The organism is Blastococcus sp. Marseille-P5729, from assembly GCF_900292035.1.
In the GTDB taxonomy this organism is placed as follows: domain Bacteria; phylum Actinomycetota; class Actinomycetes; order Mycobacteriales; family Antricoccaceae; genus Cumulibacter.
Genome location: NZ_OMPO01000003.1, coordinates 406,569 through 426,456, shown reverse-complemented (window position 1 = coordinate 426,456; position 19,888 = coordinate 406,569). Strand labels below are relative to the sequence as shown.

The following is a 19,888-nucleotide window of genomic DNA, read 5'->3' as shown; positions in this document are numbered from 1 at the left end:
GCATGTCGCGGACGCGGGTGCTGTCGGATGCGGAGTGGGCGTTGATCGTGCCGTTGATGCCCTCCAGCGATGGGCGGCGGGGGCGGCGTTTCCGGGATCACCGTCTGGTGGTCGAGGGGATCATCTACCGGTACCGGACGGGGATCGCTTGGCGCGACCTGCCGCGGGAGTTCGGGCCGTGGCAGACCGTGTGGAAGAGACACCGTCTGTTCGCTGGTGACGGGACGTGGGACAAGGTCCTGACCGCCTTGCTGGGCAGGGCGGACGCCGTTGGTGAGATCGATTGGGATGTCGCCGTGGACTCCACCATCGCTCGCGCACACCAGCACGCGACGAACACCACCCGCCGCGCGGGGGGACCCAGCGAATTACATGAAGCAGTTTCCCGAGCCGGGTGATCACGCGATCGGTCGCTCCCGCGGAGGGCTGTCGACCAAGGTTCATCAGGTGTGTGACGGCAAAGGCCGCCCCATGGTCATCGCCGTCGCGCCCGGGCAGGGCAGCGACTCCAGAATGTTCCCCCACCTTCTCGCCGCCTTGCGTGTCCCCCGCGAAGGAGCGGGGCGTCCACGTACCACCCCTGATGCCGTGATGGCCGACAAGGCCTACTCCTCACGGGCGCACCGAGCCCTGCTGCGCGGTCGGGGAATCACTGCCGTGATCGCCGAGCCGGCTGACCAGAAGGCGCACCGGAAGCGTCGCGGATCTCGTGGCGGACGGCCTCCGCGCACCGACCCGGCCAGATACGCCAAACGGCACGTCATCGAGAACAGCTTCCAACGGTTCAAGCAGTGGCGTGGCCTGGCCACGCGGTACGACAAACTCGCCTCGACCTACCGCGCCGGGGTGTTCCTGCGCGCGATCCTGCTCTGGCTCCCTGCCCTGGCCCAGGGGTCGTAGACGCGGCCGGAGGGCGCGCGTGACAGCTCGCTCATGTCGATGTCAGCGGAGGGAGGTGTCCGCCACTGCCGTTGGTTGAGCACTAGCGGGGGCCACGAGCAGGGCTGCCTTGATTCGGAAGGCGTAGAGTCGCGGCCGTGTCGACACTCGCCCCCTCAACCACCTCCTGGCGCAGGCTCACGCCGCGTGCTGTGGTCGCCGCCAGCGCTGCAACCCTCGCGATGAGCGTGGTCATCGTGATCACCGGCGGCATCGTCCGCGTCACTGGCTCGGGGCTGGGCTGCCCGACCTGGCCACGTTGCGAGTCCGACTCACTGGCCACCACGCCCGAGCTCGGCGTCCATGGCCTGATCGAGTTCGGCAACCGCATGCTCACCGGGGCCCTGTCCACCCTCGTATTGGTCCTCATCGTGGTCGTCGCCCTGCAACGGGTCCCAGCGCCGCGACTCATCGCCCGGGCAGGGTGGGCACAGCTCGCACTGGTGGTGGTCAACGCCGTCGTCGGTGGCATCACCGTCCTGACCCGGCTCAGCCCCTGGATGGTCGCCCTCCACTTCCTCGCCGCCATGGGCCTGCTCACCACCACGACCATCACCTGGCACCGGGTCCGCGAATACACCCGCCCCGACCAGGCCGCCGACACGCCCGCCCCATCAACCGAGCGACGCCTCGCCCTGGCCTGCCTGGCCTCCACCGTCGTGACCATCGTGCTCGGCACCCTGGCCACCGGCACCGGACCCCATGCGGGTGACTCCGCCGACATCGAACGCATGCCCTTCAACTGGCTCGCCATGACCCTCATCCATGCCGCAGCCGTCGCCGCAACCTGTGTCCTCGCCGGGCTCCTCGCCGTTCGACTCCACCGAGCCGATCCTCGTGGGATCGGCTCCATGCGTGCCCAGCTCTTCCTCGGCGCCCTCGGCTTCCAGGCCCTCGTGGGCATCATTCAGTCCACCACCGCCTTACCGTCCTGGCTGGTCGTGGTCCACCTCTTCGGAGCCTGCCTCGTCTGGGCCGGCGCCGTCCGCCTCATCCTCGACACCACAAGCCCGCTCAACGCCGTCGAACCCAGCAGGTGATCCTCCAGCAGCACCCGAACTAGACGTCCGCCTCTGGCTCCCTTCTGTGTCAAGCGGCGGTCTCGCGAGGGGTCTTAGGGTGGGTGTCGGCGGGTCCGGGAAGTGATTGATCCGAAGTGCCGGTGTGGGGCTGTGAGCCGGTCGCGCTGGATGTCAGTGACGCGCCCCGGTGTCCTCCCGGGCCCGCTCCTTCGTCGTCGACAGCGGCGGCGGCTGGCGAGCCGTCGGGTATCAGCGGCGCCGGCTGCCCGGCGACGATGAGGTCGTTGAGCAGGGTCCGGTACACGATGTCGGACAGACGCCGTTTCAGGCACCGCATCGCTGAGTTCGGGGCCTTCCCCGCGGCGATCTTCCGGTCGTAGTAGGCACGGCCTGCGCTGGCGCGGTTGCGCAGCTGGACGATGGCCATGATGTGCAGGACCCGGTTGATCTGACGGTTCCCACCGCGGGACAGCCGGTGGTGGGTGTGCTCGCCGAGGACACGTCGATCGGAGCGGTGCCGGTCCAGGACGCGAAGTGGGCCTTGCTGGGGAAGCGGGTGATGTCGCCGACCTCGACCAGCAACCGGGCAGCGCCCGACGGGCCGATCCCTCGCAGATCGAGCAACCCGGTCCCGGTCGCCTTGACGAGATCGGTGAGCTCTTTGTTCGCGGCCTTCTTGCGCTGGTAGAGGCGTTCGAGGTCGACGACGAGCTCCATCGCGACCCGCTTACGGGCCTTGCCGACCGCATCCCGCGGCCGGACCTTGGCGAGGATGGCGCGGGCCTGGGCAGCGGAAAGATCCCTCTTCGCGCCGCCCGGGACGAGCTCGAGGATCAGTGCGTGCAACTGACAGATCATGCGGGAGTGGTCCTCACCGATGCGCCGGCGCCGGTCCACGAGCAGCCGCAACAGCTTGAGCTGCTCGTCGTGCACGACCGACTGCAGGCCCTGCATGCGCACCCCGACCAAGGCGATCGAGTGGCCATCGGTGTCGTCGGTCTTCCTGCCCTGTCCGGTCGCGAAGACGCGCATCCGGGCGGACAGCTTCGCCGGCACGTCCACGACCTCCTCGCCCAGTGGCAGGAGCCGGTGGGCGACATGACGGCCGATGCCCTCGCAGCCCTCGATCGCCCACACCCGATCAGGCCACCGGCGGGCGTAGTCGAGCATCGCGGCGAAGCCGGCCTCGTCCGTGCCGAATCGGCCGTGCCCCACGATCCCCTCGTCCGGGGTCATGACCTCGATCGTCACCGACCGCTTGTGCGGATCCATCCCGATCACCACCCGCGGTGGTGTCTGGTTGTCGCTGTTCCTCACGCTGTCCTCCTGACCATCGACGACGAGTTGTGTCGGGTCAGGGGGCACCGCTACTACCGGCAGAGCATTCCCTTCTTCAGCCTCCCCGGCCCTGCGGTGGTCGAGGCAGCGCACGCCAGATGAGAGTCACACCACGCGAGTGGACAGCCGCAAAGAGAGCGTCCACCCCGACCACCTAGACCGAGCCTGGCCGGGCACCGGTCCTACCGCCAATGGAACTAGTAGCCGCGCTGAGGACGTAGCCTCCGGCTGACGTCCGACCATGCCGCGTGAGGGAAATAGCGGCAGGGCGGCGTCCGACTCTGCCGTTGCTTGTTTGGTGCGTGCGCACGCCGATCGCCCACATAGTCCTGACGAGCAAGCTTGGTCAGCTCATCGGCTGATTCCGGTCCTGCCCTCGAGGGTGTCGTCGAGCCATTGGGGGTGCATGCGCATGAGGGGCTGGGGCAGGTTCGTCGTGGGGAAGAAGCGTGCATCGAGTGCCTCGACTCCGTCGGGGCGCAACCATCCGCCGGTGACGCGACACGCGAACGAGGTCGTGATGAAGTGGCTCACGCGCCCATCGGGATACGTGATGACCTGGCTGGCAGGGTCGGAGTAGACCCCGACCAGGCGCTCGACGGCAACTTCGAGGCCGGTCTCTTCGGCCACCTCGCGGACGGCGGCGTGGGCGACGGTCTCACCCGGTTCGACGTGCCCGGAGGGGATCCCCCACGCACCGGTGTCGGCGCGGCGCATCAGCAGCACCCGGCCCCGGTCGTCGAGCACGACCGCAGCCACCCCGGCCCGTATCTCTGCCGGCCGCGCCGCCCCGACCCGCACAGGAGCCGTGAGGCCGGTACCGGGGTCGAACAAGCCGGCCAGGTCACGGACGACGGCGTCGGGGACCAGCCGGGGGCCTCCAGCGCCTCTGAGGGGCCGGGGGTGGTGGGTGAAACGAGGACGGCAGGCAGGCCCGCGCGGTGGGCGCCGAGCACATCGGTGGCGGCCGTGTCGCCGACCATGACTGCCCGCGTCGTGGCTGCGTTCAGGCCGGCGAGGGCCATCTCGAACATGACCGGCGCGGGTTTGCCCACCACGACAGGCCGCACCCCGGACGCGGTTTGGACCGCGGCGACGATGGCCCCGGTCGCCGGCCACGGCCCGGTGGGGGTCGGGAACGTGGCGTCGTTGTTCGTGGCCACGAACTGCGCGCCCGCTCGGATCAACGCTGCCGCTGCGCGGATGTCCTCGTAGCCGATCGTCTCGTCGCACCCCACGACCACCGCGTCCGGAGCCGTATCAGACAGCCGCAGCCCGCTGCCCGTGATCTCCTGGGCCAGGCCCGGCGACCCGATCACGTGCGCCGACCGGGCGCCGCGACCGGCCAGGTACACCCCGCACGCCCACCCGCTCGTCACGACCTCCTCGGCGGCGGCAGGAACACCCAGGGTCGTCAACTCGGTGGCGACCTGGGTACGGGTCGGGCGTGGGTCGTTCGTGACGAATCGCACGTCCTTGCCCGCTTCACGCAACCGGGCCACCGCCCGGTCAGCACCCGGGAGCAGGCCCGGGCCCAGGCGCACCACGCCATCGAGGTCGAGCAGAAACAGGTCGTACTGATCGGCGAGCATCACCGGTCTCCATCCGTGAGGGAACACGTCTCAGCGCATGCAGCAGCTGAGCCTTCCCCCTCCGGCGTTTTGTGCCCTGGGTGCCTACCGCCACGACGGCAGATGCAGCGCTCGGTCACAAACCCCCACGCAGGTGGAGCGGAACCCTAGCTGCCCAATCCCGGCACGACGACACTACCCCGGTTTCAGAGCCGGGCACATCCGCACATGCCGCCGAGCGCGCAGCACTGTGGCACGCGTCGCCAATTGGGAGACACGCCCTAGACCACTACCCGGCGTCCGGACCTCGCGGGTCGTCGCGACCAGCTCCCGCGGCTATCTGTTGAGACGTGCCAGGTCGTCATCCTCAACAGAACTTAGCTAGCCCAGCAGGTCGTTGATGAGGGCGGGGGCAGCGGTCGGACCTGGGAGATGCCGCCAGCGCGCGCCAGCGGCCAGCGCCAGCTCCTCGGCTGCGGCGGTGTCGTCGTCCGGCGTGAGGATCAGCAGCTCGTCGATCTGGGCCGCGGCCGGCAACGGGTCGTCGTCGTCCGTGGCGCGGCAGTCCGACAGCAGCACGACGATCCGGCGCGCGGCGCGGGCCCGTCCCAGCTCGTCGGCCGCAGCGCGCAGGGCTCCGGCCAGGCCGGTGACGCCGTGTCCACGTAGCCCGAGGACCTCGCCCACCAGCGGACCGCTGGGCTTGCCGCCCTCGATGTGTCGCAGCACCTTGACCTCCTTGGCGAACTGCAGCACCGCCAGCTCGCCCGGCGCCCGCCAGGCGCAGGCAGCGGCGGTAATCGCCGAGGCGGTCAGCCGGTCACCGCTCATCGACCCGGAGGTGTCTAGGACGACACAGATCGCGAGATCGGTGCGCGCCCAGTCACGGGCCCAGATCTCTTCCAGCGACGGATTCCTGCCACCGGAGCGAGCCTCCACGATCGCGTCCATCGACGCGTCGATGTCGATGTCGCCCCCGCGGTCGGCGGGCACCCGGCGCATGCGTGCGGTACCCCGGCCACCGGGCCGGCCGAAGCGGGCCCGGTCCAGCACGAGGCGGGCAGCGAGCTCCTTCGCCTTGCGTCGCAGCTCCTCGTCGGTGGCCTGCACCAGCTCGCCGAGCAGCGCCATCATGTCGTCGGGATTCTCCGACATCGCCTCGTCGACGGCGGCCTCGTCAAGCTCGCCGACTTCGGGCGACACCTCCTCGAACATCGGGTTCGCCTTCAGCTCCTGGCGTCCCTTGGTGCGCTGCTTGGGACCCGACTGGCCTCGTCCGGGCGGCGGTGGCGCCGATTCGGACTGCAGGTCAGCCGGGTCTACGCTTCCCCCGATGAGTCGTCGTCCTCACGGGGCTCGCGGCCGAAGACGGCCTCGTAGAGCTCGCGCACGACCTCCTCGGGCGTGCGGGTGGTGGACTCGTGCAGCCGGATGCGACCAGACAGGGCGACCGTGGCCGCGTCGAGCCCCAGGTGCCAGTCGCTGACGTCGACGCCCCGGGTCCTCGCGAGCGCGTCGGCCACCTTGATCATGTCGATCACTCCGCGCACCGAGGAGCCCACGCGAATGTCCGCGTGCTCGCGTGACGAGCGGATCAGCTCGATGACCTTCAGCCTCCACTCTCGAGGCACGTCCGGGGCCCGCAGCTCACTGATGCGTCCCTCCGCCTCCGGGGTCTGATAGCCCATCGCGATCCGGCACGTGCGGTCGTAGATCGCGCCGGAGATCCGTGCCGTGCCGACCGAGTCATAGGGATTCATCGCGGCGACGAAGCAGAATCCCTCGGCCGCCCTGACCGCGCCGAGCCGCGGCACGTGCACCTCACCTTCGGACATCGAGGTCAGCAGCACGTTGAGCGTCTCTTCGGGAACCCGGTTGAGCTCCTCGATGTAGAGCAGTCCGCCGCTGCGCATCGCCTCGATCAACGGTCCATCGACAAAGATCTCGGGCGTGTAGCCCTGCGCCAGCACCTGGGCCGGATCGAAATGGCCGACGAGACGACCGGGGGTGAGCTCGGCATTCCCCTCCACGAAGATGAACGGCACGTGCTGGCGGTTGGCGACCGCGCGCAACAACGTGCTCTTTCCCGTTCCTGGCGGGCCTTCGAGGACGACGTGTGCTCCGCTCTGCAGCGCTGCCAGCAGCAGCTCGACCTCCCGCTCCCTGCCGACGACCTCCTCACCGAGTCCCTCATAGCTCACGTTCGTCGGGATCGTTGTCAACTCTCACTCTCCTGGCAATCAATCAGTGTCGGCCAAGGGTTCGCGGCCACTACCTCAAGGGCCAGTGACCGCGAACCGCTCTTCAGTGGGCTATCAGTGCTGGTGAATCATCACGCCACGGACGTTCTTGCCCTCCTCGAGATCCTCGTAGCCTTCGTTGACGTCCTCCAGCTTGTACGTCTTGGTGATGAGCTCGTCGAGCTTGATGTCCCCCGACTGGTACAGGCCGATGATCCGCGGGATGTCGGTGGTCGGGTTGCAGTCGCCGAACAGCGAGCCCTTCACCGTCTTGCGGAACAGCGTCATGATCGAGCCGGGCAGCTTGATGTTGTCGAGGTCGAGCTTGTTCAGGCCGGTGAGGACGACCGTGCCGCCCTTGCCGACGGTGTGGAAGCCGGTGGTGACCTGCGGCTCCTCCACCAGGCCGGTGGTGATGATGAGCTTGTCGGCCATCTGGCCGCGGGTCAGCTCGGTGACCTTCTCCATGGCCTCCTCGGCGGTTGCGAAGGCATGGGTCGCGCCGAGCTCGAGCGCCTTCTCGCGCTTGTTCTCCAGCGGGTCGACGGCGATCAGGTTCTTCGCGCCGGCGTACGCCGCGCCCTGCACCGCGTTGATGCCGATGCCGCCGATGCCGTAGACGACGACGGTCTCACCGGGACGCACGTTCGCGGTGTTGACCGCCGAGCCCCAGCCGGTCGGGACGCCGCAGCCGACCAGCACGGCCTTGTCCAGCGGCACGTCGTCGTCGACCTTCACGCAGGAGGCCTGGCTAATGACGTTGTACTGGCTGAACGTGCCGAGCATGCACATGCCGCCGACGGCCTCGCCCTTGGAGTTCTTCATCGGCCAGCGGTCGTTGGGCAGGCCACCCTCGAGGATGCCGGCGCCCATGTCGCAGATCGACTGCTGGCCGCTGGCGCAGTAGCGGCAGGTGCCACAGTTGGGGATGAACGAGCAGACGACCTGGTCGCCCGGCTTCACGCGGGTGACGCCAGGGCCCACCTTCTCGACGATCCCGGCGCCCTCGTGGCCGAGCACCATCGGCAGCCGGGCTTCCATGTCGCCATTCTTGATGTGCAGGTCAGAGTGGCACAGACCGGCGTGGGTGTACTTGATGAGTACCTCGCCGTCCTGCAGGTCGTCGTCGAGCTCGAGCTCCTCGATCACGATCGGCTTGCCGATCTCGTAGACGACTGCCGCCTTGGTCTTGATCACGCTGGGCCTCCAGAAGTTGGGTTTTTCGATCTCCCGCGAGTGTTACGGACGGATGCGCTGTAACGCATAGAGTGACCGCTCTCACTTCATACCCCGCGGGACCACTTCTGTCGAGACGCCGATCACAGTGTGGGACTCGCATCCAGCCTGGTGGAGGCTACGCGAGCGTAGGGTCGAGGACGTGAGCGATGCGCGATCGATCCCCCAGACCCTGTTCGACGCCTCAGCCGCCCACCCCACGCAGATCGCGACACGCGAGCAGGTGGCCGGTCATTGGGCCGAGAAGACCTACCGGCAGCTCGCCGACGACGTCCGGGCGCTGGCAAGGACGCTGGTGGCTGCGGGCATCTCCCCTGGGGATCGCATCGCGATCCTGTCAGCGAACTGTCCGGCGTGGACGGTGTGCGACTACGCGATCCAGAGCGTCGGGGCGATCACTGTGCCGCTGTACGCGACCAGCACACCCGGGCAGGCCAAGCAGATCCTGCGCGACAGCGGAGCCCGCATCGTGTGTGCCGGGGAGGCCGAGATGTCTACTGTGCAGGCGATCGCCGATGACCTCCCGTCTGTGAAGCGGGTCATCTCGATGGCGTCCGAGCTGGCCCACCTGATCGCCGCTGCCCCTACCAGTGACTCGCCGCCGGCACGCGAGGCGGCCAGCCGCCTGGCCGCCGTAGGGCCGGACGACCTCGCGACGATCGTCTACACCTCTGGTACGACCGGGCCACCGAAGGGAGTAATGCTCAGCCACGGAAACCTGCTGCACCAGCTGGACTCGATCGGTCGGCGATTTGACGTCGGCCCCGGTGACCGGAGCCTCTGCTTCCTACCGCTGAGCCACGCCTTCGAGCGAGCCTCCACCTTCTTCATGCTGTCCCGAGGGGTAGCCGTGTCCTACCTCGCCGACCCCCGGGCGGTCGCCGACTCGCTCACCGACGTCCGGCCCACCGCGATGGTCGCCGTACCCCGGGTGTTCGAGAAGGTGCAGGCGGTGGCGACCGCCCGCGCCCACGAGAACCCTCGCAAGGCGCGGATCTTCGACTGGGCCGTGAGGGTTGGCCGGAAGCACGGTGTGTACCGGGCCGCAGGCGCCAGGCCGCCGCTGCCGCTGCGCGTGCAGCATGCGGTCGCGGATCGGCTCATCCTCTCGAAGATCCGCGAGGCCGTCGGTGGACCCAAGAACTACTTCGCTGCTGGAGGCGCCCCGCTCAGCACGGACGTCGGGGAGTTCTTCTACGCAGCAGGGCTTCTGGTGTGCGAGGGTTATGGGCTGACCGAGACCGCTCCGGTCATCACCTGCAACACACCGGCCAAGTTCCGATTCGGCACGGTGGGCCGGCCGATCGACGGTGTCGAGATCCGGATCGGGGCGGACGACGAGATCCAGGTGCGCGGCCCCAACGTGACCCGCGGGTACTGGAACAACCCGGAGGCGACCGACGAGGCGTTCGTCGACGGCTGGTTCCGCACCGGTGACGTCGGCCGCATCGAGGACGGGTACCTGATCGTGACCGACCGGATCAAGGATCTCGTGGTGACCGCGCAAGGCAAGAACGTTGCGCCGCAGCCGATCGAGGCACGGTTGACCACCGACGACCTCATCGAGCACGCGATGATCATCGGCGAACGGCGCCCTTACCTCATCGCCCTGATCCAGCCGTCCTACGAGGATCTCGCCGCACACGTGCAGCGGCGAGGCTGGGGCCCGATGACTTTCGAGCAGCTGGCCGAGGACGAGCGGGTCCGGCAGCTGCTGATGAGCCGGGTCGAGGCGGCGACGGCCGATCTGGCGAGCTGGGAGAAGCCGCGACGCATCGTGATCGCCGAGGGGCCGCTGTCGATAGCAGACGGCGATCTCACCCCGACGCTGAAGATCCGCCGCAAGACCGTGAACGAACGGTTCGCCGACGCGATCGACGCCGCATACGCCGAGAGCTAGCGGTGTGTCCCATCGTCCGGCAAGTGCGCAGCACCACGTTCCCGGGGAGCGCATCGGATCGGGCGACTCGCTCGAGAAATCTCAGCGTGGCTCAGCCGCGGAGCACGGCCTCGCAGATAGCCAGCCCCTCGACCGCGCCGTGGGAGAGCGCCTGGGCGCAGTGCACGATCCACCGCGCGACGCCGTCCGGCGTGCCAGTCCGGTAGGCGGCCAGCGCGTGCTGGTACTCACGCTTCTCCGCGACGTGGCCGACCTCGGGCACCGCGAGCGCCTTGGGATCGACGCCCGTGGAGATCAACGCAACCCGTGCCGCCCCCCGCGCCACGACACCGTTGAGAGCGGCGAACGGCTTCACCGACAGCAGCTCGCCGTGGACGACGGCCGCCACGATCAGACCAGGCAGCTGCCGGGACCGCGGCGCCCGGACAGTGTCGGCCAGCTGCTGAAGCCGGTGCGCTGCCTCCGGGCCCGCCACCGGTCGTGCGAGGTCGTCGCGATGCAGCGAGCCGTGCGCGGCCTGTAGGTGAAGCGCCGCGATCGCTTGTAGCGGCGCCTTCTCCCAGATATCGGTGATCCGGCCAAGCTCTCCGGCGACTCGCAGACACCCGGTGACGACCGGGTCGTCGATGCTCCCTGACCGCACCGCCTCGAGCTGGTAGCCGTGATCCTCGAGTTCTGCGGACGCGCGTGCGCCCCGGATCAGCGATTCGCCGCTCACGTCGGCAGACTGCTTGCGCAGTACCCGGTGGTTGAGTAGGCGATCGACGTCCGCACGCGCCTTCGCGCACGCCTCGGACACCCCCGGAAGGTCGACGAGGGGCAGTAACGGGTCGGTGGTGACTGGGCTCGGCACGGCGTCCAGCCTAGTCCGAGCTCGGTGCGGCTCGGATGGCAGCGAGCTGGGCCGGTACCGTGACCGCATGGCAACCAACGACAGCACCAGCAAGCCCGAGTTCGAGGTCCCGAACGAGAACCCGCCCGCCGAGCTGCAGATCGAGGACATCACCGTCGGCGACGGTGCCGAGGCGCAGGCGGGGATGACCGTGGACACCCACTACGTCGGCAAGTCGTGGTCGACCGGTCAGCAGTTCGACGCCTCGTGGGACCGCGGCCAGTCGCTGTCCTTCCCGCTCGGCGCGGGGCGGGTCATCCAGGGGTGGGACCAGGGCATCGCCGGCATGAAGGTGGGCGGTCGCCGCAAGATCACGATCCCTCCGCACCTCGGGTACGGCGAGTACGGTGCCCCGGGCGCGATCGCCCCGAACGAGACGCTCGTCTTCGTCGTCGACCTGGTCGGCGTCCGCTGACCCTGCCAGTCACGGCCACACCGACCGCCGGGGGACTTTGGGACGCATTGGCATCGATCCGGATCGCCTGGTGCGCTCTCTGGCCCCACCTTCGGCGCACTGGTCATCTGGATCATTGCCGGGGCGCTGTTTCTACCTGCTCGCCGGTCACCGAGCCAGTCGATCGGCAGAGCGCTAGGTGCGCCGCTTCCCATTCATGGATGCGACTTTGACAATAGATTCGTCGGAGCGGTTATCTCGTCGGCATGCTCAACTCTCGACGTTCCCGCAGATTCCGCCTGCTCATCGCGAGCAGCTCGATCGGCCTCGCCGGCCTCTCCCTGGCTGCCTGCTCGTCCGACTCCGGATCCGGCTCGGACGGGGACAAGGTCGTGGTGGGCTTCTACCCGCTGGAGTACCTTGCGACCGAGATCGGCGGTGAGCAGGTCGAGGTGCAGAGCCTGGCACAGCAAGGCGCGGACCCGCATGACATGGAGCTGAATGCTCAGGAGGTCGGGGCAATCAGCAGCGCCTCGCTCGTCATCCATCTGAAGGGGCTGCAGCCCGCGGTCGACGACGCGATCGAGAACGAGTCACCGGAGCACGTGCTCGATGTCGCTACGGTCACCGACCTCATGCCCGGCAGCGACGACCTCGGCCACAGCCACGGCGATGAGGACCACGCGGCCGAAGAAGACCATTCCGGGCACGACCACGGCGACGAGTCCGGGGACGATCACGCCGGGCACGATCACGGGGACGCGCTGGATCCGCACATCTGGCTGGATCCCGAGCTGATGTCGTCGATGGCCGAGGCAGTCAAGGACCACCTGGTCGAGATCGATCCGGACCACGAGGAGGACTACGAGTCCAACTACGAAGCACTGAACAACGAGCTCAGCCAGCTCGATCAGGATTTCACCACCGGCCTGGCCCAGTGCGAGCGTACGGCGATCGTCACCACCCACAACGCCTTCGGCTACCTCGCGAAGGCCTACGGGCTTCAGCAGGTCGGCATCGCTGGCCTGACCGACGAGGATCCCTCGCCGCAGAAGCTCGCCGAGGTCAAGGAGTTCGTGGAGCAGAACGGCATCACGACGATCTTCTACGAGTCCGGATCGAGCGACAAGTACGCCGAGACGGTGTCCCAAGCCACCGGAGCGCAGGCCGGCGAGCTCAACCCGTTGGAGAATCAACCGGAGTCGGGCGACTATCTGTCCGCCATGAAGGACAATCTCGCCGCGCTGCAGGCGGCGCTCGGCTGCAGCTGAGCACCGTACACCCGCTGATCTGAGCCCCGGTGCGGCCGGGAGGCAAGCAATGCCTTGAGCTGGAGCTCCGCGGTGAGATGCTGACACCAGCGCAGGTCACCGCGCTGCAGGACGGCCGGATCGACCTGGCAGTCCTCCGACCGCCGGTGGCTGGTGACGGGGTCGTGATCGAGGCGCTGTCGTCTGAGCCGCTCGTGGTCGCGCTCCCGGACGTGCACCGGTTGGCCGCCCGCGACCGGGTGGCGATCGAGGACCTCGCGGGCGAGCCGTTCGTGGCATACCCGGGCAGCGGGCAGTCGGTCGTGCACGAGGCCGTCGCCGCGGCATGCCGCGAGGCCGGCTTCACCCCGACCGCGTCGATCGAGGTGACCGAGACAGCCACGCTCGTGTCCTTTGTCGCGGCGGGCGTCGGTGTCGCCTTGGTTCCGGAGTCCGTGATGGCCCTCGCTGTCACCGGCGTCGTCTACCGGCCGCTGACGGCGACGATTCACCGTTGCTACGCAACGTACGAGACGTGCTGCAAAGCCTGTTCTCAGTCCCCGACGGCGATGTCTGAAGGGTGGGTGGCCAACGGCGTCACCTCGATCGTCATGTACTTGAACAGCGGCAGATTCCACAGGATCTCGTGCAGCCGCTCGTTGTCGGCGACATCGAAGATGCTGATGTTGGAGTACTGGCCGGCGCATCGCCAGATGTGCCGCCATTCGCCATCCCGCTGCAGCTGCTGCGAATAGGCCTTCTCGGTAGCGATCGTCTCGGCGATCTGCTCAGGGTCGACATCGTGCGGGATCGCGACGTCCATCTTCACGGCGAACAACATCAGGCGGGATCCAGAACGTAGTCGTAGACGGTCTTCTCGCCGTCGCCATCTCGCTGGATTACCTCGGTGGCCAGCTGGCTGACGCGCTCCTGATCGGTCTCGACCGCGCCCGCCTTCTGCTTGGCCTTGAACGCTGCGGTCGCGTTGGCGCCGGAGTCGGCGGCACGGGCCGTGGTCTCCTGGGTGAACTCGCTCATGGGTTTCCTCTCGTGGGGGTGGGTTGGTGGTCAGCGGTCCTCGCGGTAGTGGGACAGCTTGGATTCGTCGACGGCGATCCCGAGCCCCGGTCCCGGCCTGGTGGATAGCACGCCATCGCTGATCTGCAAGGGATCGACCAGTAGGTCATCGCTCATGTCGAGGAAGTTGGACAGCTCACCGGCCCGCTTCGAGGTGTGCGCGAACGCCGCGCCGAAGGCAACGGTGCAGGCGGTTCCGATCTGCCCGTCGATCTGGTTGCCCATCACGACCTCGACGCCCATGCCCTCGCACTGGCCCAGGATTCGCTGGGATGCGCTGAAGCCGGTGCGGGCGGTCTTGATGCTGATCGCGGTTGCCGAACCGCCCAGCAGCTCGCGGGTGACGTCGGCCTGGGTCGGCACACTCTCGTCGGCCACGAACGGGATCGGCGCCTGCCGGACGAGCCAGCGGCGACCGAGGACGTCGTCCGCGGGGCACAGCTCCTCGGCGAGCGTCAGCCCGAGGTCGGCCATCTGGCGCAACGCCTCGGCGGACTCCGATGCGCTCCAGCCGCGGTTGCCGTCGATGTACAGCTCGATGGCGTCGCCGAACTCCGCACGCAGCGCACGGCACACGGCGACGTCCAGGTCGACAGGATGGCGGCCGACCTTCACCTTGAACGTGCTGATGCCATAGTTCTCACGCATGCGGTGCGCCTGTTCGACCATCACCTCGGGCGTGTCGAAGCCGAGCATGTGGCAGACTCGCATGCCCTCGCCGAAGCCGCCCAGCAGATCGGTGACGCTGGCGCCGAGCGACTGGCCGATGAGATCCCACAAAGCCATGTCGACGGCCGCCTTGGCGGTGGGGTTGCCGATCGTCCGGTCGAGCAGTGCCCGAACCCGTTCCCGCTGGAAGATCGTCAGGCCGGTGATCTGCGGGGCGAAGACGTCGTTGATGATGGCGATGATCGAGGCCTGCGTCTCGCCGTAGGTGAACGGGCGCGGCGGCGCCTCAGCGGTGCCGATCAGCCCGTCGGTCGTGTGCACCCGCACGAGCACGTGGCGGGCAGTGTCGACCTCGCCGCTGGCGAACTGCAGCTTCTTGGCATATGGGATTGCGAAGGGGATCGCCTCGATGCGCTCGATCTTCACGGGTGGGCCTCCTGAGCTTGCCCACGAGTCAACCGAATGTTCTATTGGAGGTCCAATATCAATAACCGGTCGATTGAGACTTCGAACGTCTTATCTACTGCTCGTACGGCGACGCCGGGGGCGTGACGGTCGTGACCGAGTCAGCGGTGACCGCAGCGATGTCGAAGCTGTCGCTCTCGTCGCGCACCGTCGGCGCCGAGGTGCCCACAACCTCGATCCAGGTGTCGGGTGCGAACACCGGCGGGTCACCCGCGACGTACACCTGCACCGGCAGCGCGTCGGCAGCGCAGCAGGCGATCACCTGCCGGGTGATGTAATAGCCCCCCGCCGCGCGCGGGGTCACGAATCCGGTCAGCCTCACGGTGCGGCCCTCGAGCGTCGCGGCGTCGTCCCACAGCGTGCGGCTCGTGTAGTCGCGCAGGGTGAGCTCGACCGGATCGCCCGCAGGCAGCTCCTCGAAGGTCTGATCCGCAGGCATCGGGGGCGGGGCGGCAGCACGCTCGGCCGAGTAGGCACCCAGCGGACGCGGGATGATCACGGTGAAGGCGACCAGCGGCGCCAGCAGCAGCCATCCGACGTACGACCGGTGGCTGTGCCCGTGCTCGGCGGCCGGCTCGCGAGGTCCCTCCGGGCGCTCGGGATGGTCGGCGTGCTCGGCATGATCCACTCGCTGGCCGATGCTGACCAGCACCAGGCCGGCGATCGCCACCAGCACGAGGATGCCGCCGGCAACCGCAAGCCACGGCCCGAAGGAGTCCTTCACGTACATCTTGTAGTCGTCGGTCAGCGAGATCTTCATGATCCACGCGCCGACCAGCAGCAGCGCCAGGCTGGGCGTCTCGCGGCGCATCACCAGCGTTCTCACAGCACCCACCATCCGATCAGCAGGGCGCAGCCGATCGCGACGACGAAGGTGACGGAGGCGAACCGTATCGCGAAGCGCCGGCCGAAGGCTGAGGACTGTAGCGCGATGAGCTTGATGTCGACCGCCGGGCCAACCACGAGGAAGACCAGCCGGGAGGTCAACGAGAACTGGGTCATCGAGGCCGCGACGAAGGCGTCGGCCTCCGAGCAGATCGAGAGGACGACGGCGAGCAGCGCCATGGCCAGCACCGACAGCCAGAAGCTCGACGCGACAGCGTCCATGATCGAGCGCGGCGCCAAGGCCTGCAGCGAGGCCGCCGCGGCTGCGCCGGTCACCAGGTAGCCGCCGGTGTGCAGGAAGTCATGCGTGAAGGTGGCAACGAAGGTGGTCCAGCGCGACCCGGTTCGTGCGACGACGCGCCCCTGCGGACGCAGCCACTCGGGTCTGCCGCGTAGCGACCACAGATAGCCCATCAGCACGGCGAGCAGCAGACTCGCCAGGAACCGGGCGAGAACCATCTCGGGATCACCCGGGAAGGCAACCGCAGTGGCAATGAGGACGATGGGGTTGATCGCGGGCGCCGACAGCATGAACGCGAGCGCCGCGGCCATCGGCACGCCCTTGTCGGCCAGGCCCTTGGCGATCGGCACCGAGCCGCACTCGCATCCCGGCAGTACCAGCCCGGCGGCACCGGCGGCGGGCACCGACAGCGCCGTCCGCTTCGGAAGCGCCTTGGCGAAGAAGGACTCGGGCACGAACGCGGCGACGGCCGCGCTGATCGTGACGCCCAGCACCAGGAAGGGCGCGGCCTGCACGAACATCGCGGTGAAGATCGTCGCCCACGCGGACACCCGTTCCCCGCCGGTGCTGTCGCCGAGCACGGGCCGCAGCAGCACGACCAGCAGCAGAGCACCGACGAGCACGGCGGTCGACGTGCTGAGAGTGCCGCGAACGGTGTGCTCGGGTGCGCCCACCGGTGCCGGGCCGTGCACCACTTCCTTGGTCTCCATCGTCGTCGATTATCGCCACGATGAACCCGCTGACAAACGGCGCCTCGCCGGGGTTCCATCTCCCAAGTGGCACGTCACAGGCACGGGAGGCACTGAGGAACCGGATCCCATTCGCCGGGGACTGGAGCGGGCAGTTCGGCGACATGATCATGGCCAAGCCCGAGCGTCGCCGGCTGGCTGCTGGGCGGGGACATCGAGCAGCGGTTGGACGACTTCCTGAACCGCAAGCGGCGGTGACCTGCGACTCCCCCGGGAACAAACCGCCGGTCAGGACCCGTTTCCTCCAAGAGCGGCGATAACTGGGTCAGGGTCGAAAGGAAGCACGCACGTTGACGCGGACCGGGATCGAACCCCCCGAGACCACCCCTACCTACGCGCGGTCCGCTGAGGAGATCCTGAGCGCTTACGACGTGACCGTCGGGCGTGGTCTTGACGAGGCCGAGGTCGCCCGGCGGGTGAGCCGGCACGGCCAGAACGCGCTCGAGGAGAAGGCCGCGGTCCCCGGCTGGCGCAAGATCATCTCGCTGCTGGCCGACAAGATGACAATCGTGCTGCTGGTCGCGGCCGTGGTCAGCGCCGTCGTCTCGCGGGAGTGGGAGACGCCGGTAGTCATCCTGCTGGTCATCACGCTCAACACCTTCTTGAACTACAAGCAGGAGGCCAAGGCAGAGGACAGCCTGGCCGCCTTGCGGGAGATGTCCGTGGCGACCTCTCGCGTGCGACGCTCCGGCGTCGAGCGCCAGATCGACCGCGCCCAGATCGTCCCCGGCGACGTCGTTCTGCTCGAAGCCGGTGACACGGTGCCGGCCGACGGGCGGGTCGTGGAGGCCTCGCGGCTGCAGGTGGCTGAGTCGGCGCTTACGGGCGAGTCCGCACCGGTTGACAAGGGCGTCGGGGTGCTTCCACCGGACGACGTCCCGCTCGGGGAACGCTCGAACGTGCTGTTCATGAACACCGAGGTGACCCGCGGCCGGGCGGTCATGGTCGTGACCGACACGGGAATGGCCACCCAGATGGGGCAGATCGCCGGGCTGTTGGGCAGCGCCAGCGACGAGAAGACCCCGCTGCAACGCCGTATCGACAAGCTCGCGGGGATGCTCACCCTCATCGCCCTCGTGGTCGTGTCGATCGTGTTCGTCATGGGGCTGATCCGCGGCCAGTCGTGGTCCGACCTGCTGATCACCGCCGTGTCGCTCGCCGTCGCCACGATCCCCGAAGGGCTCACCGCCGTCGTCGCGTTCACCCTCGCGATGGGTGCCACGCGCCTCGCCGAGCGCGGCGCGATCATCAAGCAGCTGGCAGCCGTCGAGACCCTCGGCTCGACCAGCCACATCGCGACCGACAAGACCGGCACCCTGACGCTCAACAAGATGACCGCGCGGCGGGTGTCGACCGCCGGCGGCCGGTACCGTGTGACCGGCGACGGCTACAACCCCGAGGGTCGGATCCTCACTCCGGACGGCAACCCGCCGCCGCAGTCGCTCTCCCAGGCCTTTCTCGCGATGGCGTTGTGCAACGACGGCGTCGTCCGTGATGGAGAGCTCGTCGGAGACCCGACGGACGGCGCGCTGGTCGTGCTCGCCGAGAAGGGCGGCATCGACGTCGAGGGCGCCCGCCGCCATCTGCCTCGCGTGGCGGAGGTGCCCTTCGACTCGGACTACAAGCTGCAGGCCACCTTCCATGAGCGGGACGGGCGGATCCTGGTCTGCGTGAAGGGCGCCCCCGGCGCGATCGCCGATGCCGCCAGCCACCTGCTCGGGCCGGACGGCGTCCCGCGCGAGCTCACCCGCGCCGACCGCGACGAGCTGCACGAGCACATCGGCCAGATGGCCCGCGAGGGCATGCGCACGATGATGGTGGCGGGCAAGCAGATCGACACGCTGCCCGAGGGCGCTGATGCCCTGTTCGACGAGGTACGAGATCTCACCCTGTATGCCCTGATCGGCATCGTCGACCCGCCACGTTCGGAGGCCGCCGACGCCATCCGCGAGGCCCACGAGGCCGGCATCAGGGTGCACATGATCACCGGTGACCACCTCGTGACGGCGTCCGCGATCGCTGACACGCTGGGCATCGGCGGCGACCACGCATCCGGTGCAGAACTCGACGAGCTGGACGACGACCAGCTGCGCGAGCGCAGCGAGAATCTCGGCGTCCTCGCGCGGGTCGCGCCTGAGCACAAGATCCGCGTGGTGAAGTCGCTGCAGGACCGCGGTCATGTGGTGGCGATGACCGGCGACGGGGTGAATGACGCCCCCGCGCTCAAGCAGGCCGACATCGGCGTCGCGATGGGCATCACTGGCACCGACGTCTCCAAGGGCGCGGCGCGGATGATCCTGACCGACGACAACTTCGCGACCATCGTCGAGGCGGTCCGGCTGGGCCGCGGCATCTACGACAACGTCCTGAAGTTCGTGCGCTTCCAGCTCACGACGTCCTGGGGCTTCGTGATGATGTTCCTCGCGGCGAGCGCGTTCGGGATCGCCGGGGGCGCGCCGTTCACCGCGCTGCAGATCCTCTGGGTCAACATCATCATGGACGGCCCGCCCGCGCTCGCGCTGGGTGTCGAGCCGGCGGACAAGGACGTGATGAAACGCCCGCCGCGGCCGGCCGGCGAGCATCTGCTGACGCGGGGCCGCGTGATCGGGATCGCCGGTGGGGCGCTCTGGATGAGCGTCGCGACACTTCTGGTGATCCTGTTCGCCGACGAGGTATTCCCCGGGATCTCCGATGCCGCCGTCACGACCTTGGCGTTCACCACCTTCGTGTTCTTCCAGGTCTTCAACCTGCTCAATGTGCGCTCCGACGAGTCGGTCTTCTCGCGGCGCTCCCTGACCAACCCGGCGATCTGGATCTCGCTGGCGGTCGTCCTGGTGTTCCAGGTGCTGGTGGTCGAGTTGGCGTTCCTGCAGAACATCTTCAGCACCGCGGGCCTCAGCTCGCAGCAGTGGGCGTTCGCCGTGGCCGTGGGCTCGTCGATCCTCTGGCTCGAGGAGATCCGCAAGCTCGGCGTCCGCGCCTATCAGCGCCGGCGTTGATGCCGACGACCGCGGCCGCGC

General features: G+C 68.4%; 19 protein-coding genes and 1 pseudogene. 8 read left to right on the top strand and 12 right to left on the bottom strand.

The genetic code is table 11. The features are described 5' to 3' along the window. Nucleotides 1–2: 2 nt before the first annotated feature. From DAA40_RS17085 to DAA40_RS14845, 3 genes are all read left to right on the top strand, one after another. Nucleotides 3–398, top strand: a complete 396-nt coding sequence (locus DAA40_RS17085) for an IS5 family transposase (protein WP_370430654.1) — start codon at nt 3–5, stop codon at nt 396–398. Further along, nucleotides 373–900 carry an IS5 family transposase gene (locus DAA40_RS17080; RefSeq protein ID WP_370430653.1) on the top strand — a complete coding sequence of 176 codons (528 nt, stop codon included), beginning with the start codon at nt 373–375 and terminating at the stop codon, nt 898–900. The genes DAA40_RS17085 and DAA40_RS17080 overlap by 26 nt, the downstream gene beginning before the upstream one ends. Nucleotides 901–1,037: 137 nt before the next feature. After that, the gene (locus DAA40_RS14845; protein ID WP_158716467.1) at nt 1,038–1,979 is read left to right on the top strand and encodes a heme A synthase; all 942 of its coding nucleotides are present in this window, start codon (nt 1,038–1,040) and stop codon (nt 1,977–1,979) included. A gap of 306 nt (nt 1,980–2,285) precedes the next feature. Here the strand turns inward: DAA40_RS14845 and DAA40_RS14840 are convergent, their stop codons facing one another. The 6 genes from DAA40_RS14840 to DAA40_RS14820 form a co-directional block, all read right to left on the bottom strand. Beyond that, nucleotides 2,286–3,278 carry a transposase gene (locus DAA40_RS14840; protein WP_199849816.1) on the bottom strand — a complete coding sequence of 331 codons (993 nt, stop codon included), beginning with the start codon at nt 3,276–3,278 and terminating at the stop codon, nt 2,286–2,288. A gap of 372 nt (nt 3,279–3,650) precedes the next feature. Beyond that, nucleotides 3,651–4,046, bottom strand: coding sequence for an NUDIX domain-containing protein (locus tag DAA40_RS16795; protein WP_234356405.1), 396 nt, complete (start codon nt 4,044–4,046; stop codon nt 3,651–3,653). Next, on the bottom strand, nt 4,016–4,891 hold the full coding sequence (locus DAA40_RS14835; protein ID WP_234356404.1) for an HAD-IIA family hydrolase: 876 nt from the start codon (nt 4,889–4,891) through the stop codon (nt 4,016–4,018). The genes DAA40_RS16795 and DAA40_RS14835 overlap by 31 nt, the downstream gene beginning before the upstream one ends. Nucleotides 4,892–5,251: 360 nt before the next feature. Further along, nucleotides 5,252–6,085, bottom strand: a complete 834-nt coding sequence (locus tag DAA40_RS14830; protein WP_199849815.1) for a VWA domain-containing protein — start codon at nt 6,083–6,085, stop codon at nt 5,252–5,254. Nucleotides 6,086–6,189: 104 nt separating this feature from the next. Next, entirely contained in the window at nt 6,190–7,092 is a 903-nt protein-coding gene (locus DAA40_RS14825; RefSeq protein WP_106850498.1) for a MoxR family ATPase, read from the bottom strand. A 93-nt stretch (nt 7,093–7,185) separates the two neighbouring features. Further along, on the bottom strand, nt 7,186–8,307 hold the full coding sequence (locus DAA40_RS14820) for an NDMA-dependent alcohol dehydrogenase (protein WP_234356403.1): 1,122 nt from the start codon (nt 8,305–8,307) through the stop codon (nt 7,186–7,188). A 181-nt stretch (nt 8,308–8,488) separates the two neighbouring features. Here DAA40_RS14820 and DAA40_RS14815 point away from each other — a divergent pair, with 181 nt between their 5' ends. Then, nucleotides 8,489–10,246, top strand: coding sequence for a long-chain fatty acid--CoA ligase (locus tag DAA40_RS14815; protein WP_158716466.1), 1,758 nt, complete (start codon nt 8,489–8,491; stop codon nt 10,244–10,246). A gap of 91 nt (nt 10,247–10,337) precedes the next feature. Here DAA40_RS14815 and DAA40_RS14810 read toward each other — a convergent pair whose 3' ends face one another. Next, nucleotides 10,338–11,099, bottom strand: coding sequence for an oxidoreductase (locus DAA40_RS14810; RefSeq protein WP_234356402.1), 762 nt, complete (start codon nt 11,097–11,099; stop codon nt 10,338–10,340). Nucleotides 11,100–11,166: 67 nt separating this feature from the next. Between DAA40_RS14810 and DAA40_RS14805 the strand changes: the two genes are divergently transcribed. From DAA40_RS14805 to DAA40_RS17075, 3 genes and pseudogenes are all read left to right on the top strand, one after another. Next, nucleotides 11,167–11,553: an FKBP-type peptidyl-prolyl cis-trans isomerase gene (locus DAA40_RS14805; protein ID WP_106850496.1), complete on the top strand. Its 387-nt coding sequence runs from the start codon at nt 11,167–11,169 to the stop codon at nt 11,551–11,553. Nucleotides 11,554–11,798: 245 nt separating this feature from the next. After that, entirely contained in the window at nt 11,799–12,803 is a 1,005-nt protein-coding gene (locus tag DAA40_RS14800; protein WP_106850495.1) for a metal ABC transporter substrate-binding protein, read from the top strand. A 77-nt stretch (nt 12,804–12,880) separates the two neighbouring features. Then, a pseudogene (locus DAA40_RS17075) lies at nt 12,881–13,288 on the top strand (LysR family substrate-binding domain-containing protein); the annotation flags it as partial. Between the two features lie 47 nt (nt 13,289–13,335). Here the strand turns inward: DAA40_RS17075 and catC are convergent. The 5 genes from catC to DAA40_RS14770 all read right to left on the bottom strand — a co-directional run bounded on the left by catC (nt 13,336) and on the right by DAA40_RS14770 (nt 16,829). Further along, nucleotides 13,336–13,623 (bottom strand): muconolactone Delta-isomerase, encoded by a 288-nt coding sequence (gene catC / locus DAA40_RS14790; protein WP_106850493.1) that lies wholly within the window; start codon nt 13,621–13,623, stop codon nt 13,336–13,338. Continuing rightward, nucleotides 13,623–13,820 (bottom strand): hypothetical protein, encoded by a 198-nt coding sequence (locus DAA40_RS14785; protein WP_106850492.1) that lies wholly within the window; start codon nt 13,818–13,820, stop codon nt 13,623–13,625. The genes catC and DAA40_RS14785 overlap by 1 nt, the downstream gene beginning before the upstream one ends. 30 nt (nt 13,821–13,850) lie before the next feature. Further along, on the bottom strand, nt 13,851–14,954 hold the full coding sequence (locus DAA40_RS14780; protein WP_106850491.1) for a mandelate racemase/muconate lactonizing enzyme family protein: 1,104 nt from the start codon (nt 14,952–14,954) through the stop codon (nt 13,851–13,853). 94 nt (nt 14,955–15,048) lie between these two features. Next, nucleotides 15,049–15,819, bottom strand: a complete 771-nt coding sequence (locus DAA40_RS14775) for a TIGR03943 family protein (RefSeq protein WP_158716465.1) — start codon at nt 15,817–15,819, stop codon at nt 15,049–15,051. After that, the gene (locus DAA40_RS14770) at nt 15,816–16,829 is read right to left on the bottom strand and encodes a permease (protein ID WP_106850489.1); all 1,014 of its coding nucleotides are present in this window, start codon (nt 16,827–16,829) and stop codon (nt 15,816–15,818) included. The genes DAA40_RS14775 and DAA40_RS14770 overlap by 4 nt, the downstream gene beginning before the upstream one ends. 329 nt (nt 16,830–17,158) lie before the next feature. On the opposite strand from DAA40_RS14770, the gene DAA40_RS14765 reads away from it, so the two are divergent. After that, complete coding sequence (locus tag DAA40_RS14765) at nt 17,159–19,867, top strand: cation-translocating P-type ATPase (protein ID WP_199849814.1); 2,709 nt, start codon at nt 17,159–17,161, stop codon at nt 19,865–19,867. Nucleotides 19,868–19,888: the final 21 nt, after the last annotated feature.

What these genes read in the sequence shown, in the direction of transcription:
- DAA40_RS17085 (WP_370430654.1), top strand. Translation starts at nt 3, where the DNA reads ATGTCGCGGACGCGGGTGCTGTCGGATGCGGAGTGGGCGTTGATCGTG.
- DAA40_RS17080 (WP_370430653.1), top strand. Translation starts at nt 373, where the DNA reads ATGAAGCAGTTTCCCGAGCCGGGTGATCACGCGATCGGTCGCTCCCGC.
- DAA40_RS14835 (WP_234356404.1), bottom strand. Translation starts at nt 4,891, where the DNA reads ATGCTCGCCGATCAGTACGACCTGTTTCTGCTCGACCTCGATGGCGTG.
- DAA40_RS14830 (WP_199849815.1), bottom strand. Translation starts at nt 6,085, where the DNA reads ATGTTCGAGGAGGTGTCGCCCGAAGTCGGCGAGCTTGACGAGGCCGCC.
- DAA40_RS14805 (WP_106850496.1), top strand. Translation starts at nt 11,167, where the DNA reads ATGGCAACCAACGACAGCACCAGCAAGCCCGAGTTCGAGGTCCCGAAC.
- DAA40_RS14800 (WP_106850495.1), top strand. Translation starts at nt 11,799, where the DNA reads ATGCTCAACTCTCGACGTTCCCGCAGATTCCGCCTGCTCATCGCGAGC.
- catC (WP_106850493.1), bottom strand. Translation starts at nt 13,623, where the DNA reads ATGTTGTTCGCCGTGAAGATGGACGTCGCGATCCCGCACGATGTCGAC.
- DAA40_RS14785 (WP_106850492.1), bottom strand. Translation starts at nt 13,820, where the DNA reads ATGAGCGAGTTCACCCAGGAGACCACGGCCCGTGCCGCCGACTCCGGC.
- DAA40_RS14770 (WP_106850489.1), bottom strand. Translation starts at nt 16,829, where the DNA reads ATGGAGACCAAGGAAGTGGTGCACGGCCCGGCACCGGTGGGCGCACCC.